This window comes from Vulcanococcus sp., assembly GCF_044369115.1.
Taxonomy (GTDB): Bacteria; Cyanobacteriota; Cyanobacteriia; order PCC-6307; family Cyanobiaceae; genus Vulcanococcus.
This window is the reverse complement of the sequence record NZ_JBIPMN010000130.1, coordinates 1-7758: the sequence shown is the minus strand read 5'-3', so window position 1 is coordinate 7758 and position 7758 is coordinate 1. Positions and strand designations below refer to the sequence as shown.

General features: G+C 68.8%; 9 protein-coding genes, 1 pseudogene and 1 riboswitch. Of the genes and pseudogenes, 7 read left to right on the top strand and 3 right to left on the bottom strand.

Annotation, left to right across the window (positions count from 1 at the left end; translation table 11 throughout):
* A pseudogene (locus tag ACIQ2E_RS10545) lies at positions 1–254 on the top strand (cysteine synthase A); the annotation flags it as partial.
* Between the two features lie 12 nt (positions 255–266).
* Positions 267–2237, top strand: coding sequence for a serine/threonine protein kinase (locus ACIQ2E_RS10540; protein ID WP_398330004.1), 1971 nt, complete (start codon positions 267–269; stop codon positions 2235–2237).
* A gap of 191 nt (positions 2238–2428) precedes the next feature.
* Here ACIQ2E_RS10540 and smpB read toward each other — a convergent pair whose 3' ends face one another.
* The gene (smpB, locus tag ACIQ2E_RS10535; protein WP_296444142.1) at positions 2429–2926 is read right to left on the bottom strand and encodes an SsrA-binding protein SmpB; all 498 of its coding nucleotides are present in this window, start codon (positions 2924–2926) and stop codon (positions 2429–2431) included.
* A 68-nt stretch (positions 2927–2994) separates the two neighbouring features.
* On the opposite strand from smpB, the gene ruvB reads away from it, so the two are divergent.
* Genes ruvB through ACIQ2E_RS10510 form a run of 5 tightly spaced genes read left to right on the top strand, consistent with a single transcriptional unit; the run spans position 2995 to position 6944 of the window.
* The gene (gene ruvB, locus ACIQ2E_RS10530) at positions 2995–4101 is read left to right on the top strand and encodes a Holliday junction branch migration DNA helicase RuvB (RefSeq protein ID WP_398329999.1); all 1107 of its coding nucleotides are present in this window, start codon (positions 2995–2997) and stop codon (positions 4099–4101) included.
* A gap of 12 nt (positions 4102–4113) precedes the next feature.
* The gene (locus tag ACIQ2E_RS10525) at positions 4114–4881 is read left to right on the top strand and encodes a tetratricopeptide repeat protein (protein ID WP_398329996.1); all 768 of its coding nucleotides are present in this window, start codon (positions 4114–4116) and stop codon (positions 4879–4881) included.
* The gene (locus ACIQ2E_RS10520) at positions 4881–6074 is read left to right on the top strand and encodes an amidohydrolase (RefSeq protein WP_398329993.1); all 1194 of its coding nucleotides are present in this window, start codon (positions 4881–4883) and stop codon (positions 6072–6074) included. The genes ACIQ2E_RS10525 and ACIQ2E_RS10520 overlap by 1 nt, the downstream gene beginning before the upstream one ends.
* A 10-nt stretch (positions 6075–6084) precedes the next feature.
* Positions 6085–6312, top strand: a complete 228-nt coding sequence (locus tag ACIQ2E_RS10515) for a DUF3188 domain-containing protein (protein ID WP_398329990.1) — start codon at positions 6085–6087, stop codon at positions 6310–6312.
* Between the two features lie 29 nt (positions 6313–6341).
* Complete coding sequence (locus tag ACIQ2E_RS10510) at positions 6342–6944, top strand: HEAT repeat domain-containing protein (RefSeq protein ID WP_398329988.1); 603 nt, start codon at positions 6342–6344, stop codon at positions 6942–6944.
* Here the strand turns inward: ACIQ2E_RS10510 and ACIQ2E_RS10505 are convergent.
* A complete protein-coding gene (locus ACIQ2E_RS10505; RefSeq protein WP_398329986.1) occupies positions 6923–7363 on the bottom strand; it encodes a type II toxin-antitoxin system VapC family toxin in 441 nt (146 codons plus the stop codon). The genes ACIQ2E_RS10510 and ACIQ2E_RS10505 overlap by 22 nt on opposite strands.
* Before the next feature lie 9 nt (positions 7364–7372).
* On the bottom strand, positions 7373–7621 hold the full coding sequence (locus ACIQ2E_RS10500; RefSeq protein ID WP_398329983.1) for a type II toxin-antitoxin system Phd/YefM family antitoxin: 249 nt from the start codon (positions 7619–7621) through the stop codon (positions 7373–7375).
* A 55-nt stretch (positions 7622–7676) separates the two neighbouring features.
* Positions 7677–7758: riboswitch (TPP riboswitch) on the top strand. This riboswitch is flagged as partial in the annotation.

Here is a 7758-nt window from a genome sequence, read left to right as displayed (position 1 = left end):
TCGACGATGCCGTGCGCATCCACGATCAGGACGCCCTCGACACCATCTATCAGCTGCTCTGGAGGGAGGGTCTGTTCCTGGGCGGCTCCGTGGGCATCAATGTGGCCGCGGCGGTGGAAACGGCTCGGCGCCTGGGCCCAGGCCACACGATCGTCACCGTGTTGTGTGACAGCGGCGATCGCTACCGGTCACGGCTTTATGACGGCGAGTGGCTGAGCAGCAAGGGGTTGCAGCAACCTGTGCGCGCAGCCTGAGTTGCTCCGGCGTTGGACCTCTCTGCCATCACCGATCCCACCAACATCCACCCGAACGCCCCGCTGATCGCCGGTCGCTACCGGCTGGAGCTGCAGCTCTCGGCCACGGAGCGCAGCGAGCTCTGGCGGGCGGCCGATCAGCTGGCGGGCGATGCCCCCGTGGCGTTGCGGCGGATTCCGGCTGAGCAGGAGCAGCTGCAACAGGCCTTCCGCAGCCTCTGGCCGAGGCTGCAGGGGGTGTTGCACCCCCAGGTGCCCCGCTTCGGCGAGCTGATCGAACACGAGGGTGACCTTTGGCTGGCGCGCGAATGGCAGGAGGGCAGCAGCTACGCCGAGCTGCTCAAGAGCCGGCGGGAGCGGCAGTTGGTGTTTGGCGCCGGTGAGGTGTTGCTGCTGTTGCGGCAGCTGTTGCCGGCGCTGGCGGTGCTCCACAGCCAGGGGCTCTGCCATGGCGACCTGTGCCCGGCCAACCTGCTGCGCCGCGACCGCGATGGCCTGCCGGTGCTGCTCGATTTCGGTCCTGAGGGCGTCACCCCGGGCTACGCCCCGCCGGAGCGGGGCCGCGGTGAACGGCCTGAGGCCTGGATGGATCTTTACAGCCTGGCTGTGGTGGCCCTCGTGTTGCTCAGCGGCGAGGAGCCAGCCCAGTTGCTGGATCCGGCCACGCTGGCCTGGCGTTGGCCGGCCAGCCTCGATGCCGTGCCGGCGATGCAGGCGGTGTTGGAGCGGTTGCTCGGTGCGGAAGCCGATGCTCGTTTCCCCTCTGCTTCTGCGGCCTTGCAGGCCCTGCAGCAGGTGCCGATGCCTGACAGCACCGGCCCGGTCGCCCGCGCGGATCGCACCGTGGTGCTGGTGCCGGCCCCTGCGGCCCCTCGGCCTCAGGGGGTTGCCGAACCGGCCTTGCCTGTGGTGGCTGCAGCTCAGGTGTCGCCTGCTGCAGAAGCGCTGCCGCGCTCTCGCCAGGAGCTGAAGGAGGAGGCTGCGGAAGGGCGGCTGTGGCCTGTAGTGATCGCCCTGGTGGTGTCGGTGGTGGTTGGAACGGGCTTGGGCTGGCTGCTGTTGAGCCGTGGCCGCGTGGCTGGGCCCACGGCGGGGTCGAGCGTGCAGCTGCCCAGCAGCCTGCCTCCGGCAGAGGTGAATCAGCGCCAGCAGCTGCTCAACCGGCTGCGGGCTCTGCAGATCGATCGGGGTTGGTTTCTCAAGCTGGTGGATGCCAGCCTGCTGGCCCAGTACCCCGAACGCGGTGGCCGCCTGCCCGGCGACAGCCTCGATGACGCACCGTTACGCAAGGTGTGGAACGAGCTGGCGGAAGACTGGTTGAGCCGGGTGGAACAGTTGCCGCTGGAGCTGCGCACCCGGCTCGGACGCTTCACCGCCGGTGATTGGCGCCGCCGCCAGTCGGCCCTGGTCAGCCAGGGGCTCAGTGGCGCGGTGGTGGAACAACTGGTGTCGGGCAGCGCCCAGAACCTGCTGCCAGGGCGTTCGGCTGGAGAGATCCCGCCCGAGCCCTTCCGTCAGCTCTGGTATGCCGCCGCCGAGCAGGGCCTGGCCGATGTGCGGATTGAGGCCATCCAGGTGCAGCTGGGTGAAACGCGCGCGGTTTCAGCGTCGGTGCCGGCCGGTGGCGCCCGCCTGTTCCCGATTCGCCTGCCGCCCCAGAGCCGCTTGGTGCTGGGGGTGAATGGGTCTCCCTTGATGCAGATGAGCGTGTTCGGTGCTGATGGGGCGGTGCTGGAGGCGCGCGGCCCTCTGCGCGTGGTGAACATCGGTGCGGTGCAGCGCAGTCCTGTGCAGCTGCTGGTCACCAACGAGGGCCTGGCTTCGGCGCTGATCACCCTGTCGCTGCGGGCTGATCCGCCGCAGCTGGTCATTCCGTCGCCGCCTGCTCCATCACCGGTTCAGCCGCAGCCGCTTCCAGAGCCGCCTGATGCTTCACCGGGCCCAGGGCCTGGCCAGGCTGCCGCGGAGAGTCCAGCGAACTGAGCGAGCGGGTTGCCGCCACCGCAGCGTCCGCAGTGATGTGCGGTCTGTACGGAATCTCGGACAGTGTTTCGCCGTGGTTTGTGCCACAGAAGCGAGCGCAGTGGGTTGGTGTCTCGGCTGCAGATCGAGGTGCCACACGTCTGCCGATCAAGCCACTCCCCGCTGGGGCCTCATCTGCCGTGGGCCCAGGGTCAATAGCGAGCGATGGCGGCTTTGGCGTCCTTGATGTCTTGCTTGCGGCGCTCTTCCTGGCGCTTGTCGTGCAGCTTGCGGCCCTTACCCAGGCCGATGGTGGCCTTGATCCAGGAACCCTTGAGGTGCAGGTTGAGCGGGATCAGGGTGAGGCCCTTCTGGTCGAGGGCCACGCGCAGCTTGTCGATTTCGCGGCGGTGGGCCAGCAGGGGCCGCATGCGCAGCGGGTCGTGGTTGAAGTAGGCGCCGGCGTGGCTGTGGGGGGAGATGTGCACGTTGTGCAGCTGCAGCTGGCCGTTGCGGATCAGGCAGAAGCCATCGCGCAGGTTCACCTGGCCGGCCCGGATCGATTTCACCTCCGTGCCCAGCAGTTCGATCCCGCACTCGAGCGTTTCGAGAATCTCGTATTGATGGCGCGCGAAGCGGTTGTCCGCCAGCAGCTTGTTGGCGGCATCCCGCAGGGCCTTGGCACTCTTCTTGCCCCCGCCCTTCGCCATCACCCTGCCGTTACTCCCCCGACCCTAGGGATCTCCCGTCCCACCGCCAGCGCCGGTACCCTCGGGCGATGGCGATCGTGTCCTCCGGATCGGCTTCGGCCGGCGCTGCCCCGCGGCTGGTGGATCCGGCGGCGCAGGCCGGTGAATCCGCGGCTTGGACGGCTGAGCTCTCCGGAACGGCGGACGGCCCGGAGGTTCCTGCGGCCCCGATCCAACGGGAAGACTCCCTGCGGCCCCGCCGCCTTGCCGATTACATCGGCCAGAGCGAGCTCAAGCAGGTGCTTGGGATCGCTGTGGAGGCCACCCGCGCCCGCGAGGAAGCGCTCGATCACGTGTTGCTCTACGGCCCGCCGGGCCTGGGCAAAACCACCATGGCCCTGGTGTTGGCCGAAGAGCTCGGGGTGCGCTGCCGCATCACCAGTGCCCCGGCCCTGGAACGCCCGCGCGACATCGTGGGCTTGCTGGTGAACCTGGAGCCGCGCGAGCTGTTGTTCATCGATGAGATTCATCGGCTCAACCGCGTCGCGGAAGAGATCCTTTATCCGGCGATGGAGGATTTCCGCCTCGATCTCACCGTGGGCAAGGGCACCACAGCTCGCACCCGCAGCCTGCCGATCGCGCCGTTCACGCTGGTGGGGGCCACCACCCGTGCGGGTTCCCTCAGCTCACCCCTGCGGGATCGCTTTGGCTTGATCCAGCGGCTGGAGTTCTATGGCCTCGAGGATCTGCAGGCGATCGTGTTGCGCGCTGCGGGCCTGCTCCAGATCGAACTCGACAGCGCCGCTGCCCTGGAGGTGGCCCGCCGTTGCCGCGGCACCCCCCGCATCGCCAACCGGCTGCTGCGGCGGGTGCGCGATGTGGCGGCGGTGGGCGGCCATGGCCGCGTTGGTGCCGAGCTTGTGCATGAGGCCCTCAGCCTGCACCGAGTGGATGGCCGCGGTCTCGATGCCAGCGATCGGCGCCTGCTGCACCTGCTCCAGCACGGCTACGGCGGCGGCCCGGTGGGGCTCGACACCCTGGCCGCCGGCCTCGGGGAGGATCCCGCCACCCTGGAAGCGGTGGTGGAGCCCTTTCTGCTGCAGCAGGGTTTGCTGCAGCGCACCCCCCGCGGCCGGGTGATCACCGAGGCCGGCCTCGCTCACCTGCAAGCGCATCCGGAACCCAGCGCCGCATGAGAAGCCCGTTGTATGACCACGCTGTTGGCCCTGGTGCTCAGCCTGCAGCTGGCGGTGTCGGCGGCGTTGCCGCAACTGTTTGATCAAGCCCTCAGCGCCAGCCGCGATGGCGATTTCGCTCGAGCGCTGCCCCTGTGGGATCAGGTGATCGAGATCGCCCCCGGCGATGCCGCCGCCTGGAGCAACCGCGGCAACGTCCGCCTGGCGCTCGGAGATGCCGAGGCGGCCATCGCCGACCAGACGCGCTCGATGGAGCTGGATCCGCAGAGTCCCGATCCCCATCTCAACCGCGGCACCGCCGAGGAGGCCCTGCAGCGCTGGGATGCTGCCGAGGCCGACTACCGCTGGATCCTCGAAGCCAATCTTGCCGCGGGGGAGCCACAGGATGCCTCGGCCCTCTACAACCTCGGCAACGTGCAGGGCGCGCGCGGCGACTGGGCCGCGGCTCGCGACAGTTTTATGCAGGCCGCCGATGCCCGGCCTGGCTTTGCCATGGCCCGCTCCAGTGGGGCCCTGGCGGCCTTTCAGCTGGGGGAGCTGGATCAGGCTGAGGCTGAGCTGCGGCGCTTGATCCGCCGCTATCCCTTGTTTGCCGATGCCCGCGCCGGACTCACGGCCCTGCTCTGGCGCCGCGGTGCCCGTGGTGAGGCGGAGAGCCACTGGGCCTCGGCGTCCGGTCTCGACCCGCGCTACCGCCAGCCAGAATGGCTGTTGCAGATCCGGCGCTGGCCTCCGCAACCGGTGCAGGCCCTCAGCGATTTCCTCTCCCTCAGCAGCTGATGCATGCAGCCGAGCTCAAGGCAGCGGTAGCCGCGCAACTGCCGGAGCTAGTGGCGATCCGTCGTCACCTGCACGCCCACCCTGAGCTGAGCGGCAACGAGCACCAAACGGCCGCGCTGGTGGCCGGTGAGTTGCGCAACCTCGGTTGGCGGGTGCGCGAGGGGGTGGGCCGCACCGGTGTGCTCGCGGAGCTGGGGCCGGAGCCGAGCGTGCAGGGCCCATCCACCCCGCTCGTGGCCCTCCGGGTGGATATGGATGCCCTGCCGGTGGAGGAGCGCAGCGGTGTGCCCTTTGCCTCGGTGCATCAGGGCCTGATGCACGCCTGTGGCCACGACATTCACACCACCGTGGGGCTAGGGGTGGCGCGGGTGTTGGCTCCGCTGGCCGATCAGCTGGGGGCCACGGTGCGGCTGCTGTTTCAGCCGGCGGAAGAAACGGCCCAGGGCGCGGCCTGGATGCTCGCCGATGGCGCCATGCAGGGGGTGGATGCCCTGTTTGGTGTGCACGTGTTCCCCAGCCTGGAGGCCGGATCCATCGGCGTGCGCAGCGGCAGTCTCACGGCTGCAGCCGGTGAGCTGGAGGTGGAGGTGCTCGGCGAAGGGGGCCACGGTGCCCGCCCCCACCAGAGCACCGATGCGATCTGGATCGCGGCGCGGGTGGTGAGCGGCTTGCAGGAGGCGATCAGTCGCCGCCTCGACGCCCTGCACCCGGTGGTGGTGAGCTTTGGGCGGATCGAAGGGGGCAAGGCGTTCAACGTGATCGCCGATCACGTGCGTTTGCTGGGCACGGTGCGCTGCCTGGATCTGGAGCTGCACGCCCAGCTGCCCGGCTGGATTGAGGACACGGTGAAGGCGATCTGTGCGGGTTATGGCGGTGAGGCCAGGGTGCGCTACCGCTGCATCTCGCCGCCGGTGCACAACGATCCCGCCCTCACCGAGCTGGTGGCGGATGCCGCCACCGAGCTGTTGGGGCGCCAGCAGGTGCACTGGCTGGAGCAACCCTCCCTCGGTGCCGAAGATTTCGCGGAGTTGCAGCAGGACACCCGCGCCACCATGTTCCGGCTGGGGGTGGCGGGCCCTGAGGGCTGCACGCCTCTGCACAGCAGCACGTTTCGGCCCGATGAACGCTGCCTGGCGGTGGGGGTGGAGGTGCTCAGCGCCAGCCTGTTGCGCTGGATCGAGGTCCGCCCGTGAGCACACGCCCATGACGACTCCCCGTTCCCGCTTCAGTCGCGACCTGCTGGCGATGGCCACGCTGCTGCTGATCCTGTTGGGGTTGGTGGGGTTGCTGCTGCGTCAGGGCTCGGATCGGCTGCAGGCGGTGCCGGCCTTGCTGATCGGCGTGGCCCTGTTGCTGCAGAGCGCCTGGAGCTGGCGGCAGCGCCGGCGGGCCTTGCTCCGGGCCCTGCAGGATCAACGCGGCGAGTGCTGACCCAGAGTGGAGCTCACCCAGGTGATGGCATGAATTTTGAGGCCCTGCGCGAGGCCATTGCCTCGGATAACCCCGGCCGTGCCAGGCCCGCCCTGGCCAGCCTGGTGGACGCCACCCCCGAGCAGGCCGAGCCGTTGCTGCTGCTGGGGCTTCAGCAGAACGACATGCTGCTGCGTCAGCTGAGCTGCTCGGGCCTGGGTCATAAACCCACGCCCGCCGGCTGGGAGCCTTTGGTGAACGCTCTGCAGCACGACCCGGAGGTGGCGGTACGCGCTGAGGCGGCCAATGCGCTGGTGAGCCATGGCTTTGAGCGGGCCTGGCCGCTGCTGCTCGAGGCCTTCCGGCGCGATCACGAGTGGCTGCTGCGTTGCAGCGTGCTCTCAGCGGTGGCCGAACACCCGCAGATCAGCCCGGCTCAGCTGCTGGAGATCGGCCGCCTGGCCATCGCCGATGCCGACGGCACCGTGCGGGTGGGCGGCACCGAGATCCTCGGGCGGCTGGTGCGGGAGGCTGAGCCGGCGGCCCCGGCGGCAGAGCAGGCCCGCGTTGAGCTGCGGGCGCTGCAGCACGACGGCGACCATCGCGTGGTGGCCGCGGCTCTCAATGGCCTTCAGCCGCTCACCAGTAGTTGATGCACAGCCACCTGGTGGTGGCTGGCCGCCTTGCAGAGCGCTCGGTCGAAACTGGCCAGGCAACTGTTCTGGCGCTGGCAGAGCGCCAGGTGTAGGGCATCCCCAGCGCGCAGGGGTGGTGGATCGCTGAGGCAGAAGCGAGCGGCCAACGCGAAATCCACGGCTTCCAAGCCCAACACCTGCAGGCGCTGGTCACGCATGGCTAGGTAGCGGCTCCAGGCTTGATTCCGTTCGGGCGGGGTGATCACACCGCGCCAGCACTGCATGGCAAGGGCTGAGGCGAGTTCTGTCTCCACCCAGGTGCTGATCTGCCAGAGCTGGTGTTCGGTGTGCTGCAGAAATCGACAGGCCTCAGCGGTGCCGGGCTCGTGCACCAGAGCAGCCACCAGCAAGGAGGTGTCGAGGTAGTAGCGCTGCAAAGAGAGAACTCAGTAACGGGCCGATTCGCGAAGCTGCTGAACGAGCTCAACGCCATCGGTTGAGGGATGCATCGGCTGCTGCGTGGTCGCGGCGAGGAACGCAGCCAGGTCAAAGCCGCTCTGGGGGTGATCGGGGGCTCTGGTGAGCCGGGCCACGGGGATCCCCCGCCGCGTGATCTCCACCTCTTCGCCTGCTTGCACGGCATCCAGCAAGGCCGAGAGATGGGTTTTCGCCTGCGCCACGCTCAGACTGCGCATCACTCGGCTGATCGAGATGGTCAGATGACCAACATAGCTGCGCTTGCTAGCTTGGCTGAGTCACTAGGGGTGCCCCTGAATAGGGGCTGAGATCACACCCTCCGAACCTGATCCGGGTCATGCCGGCGCAGGGAAGT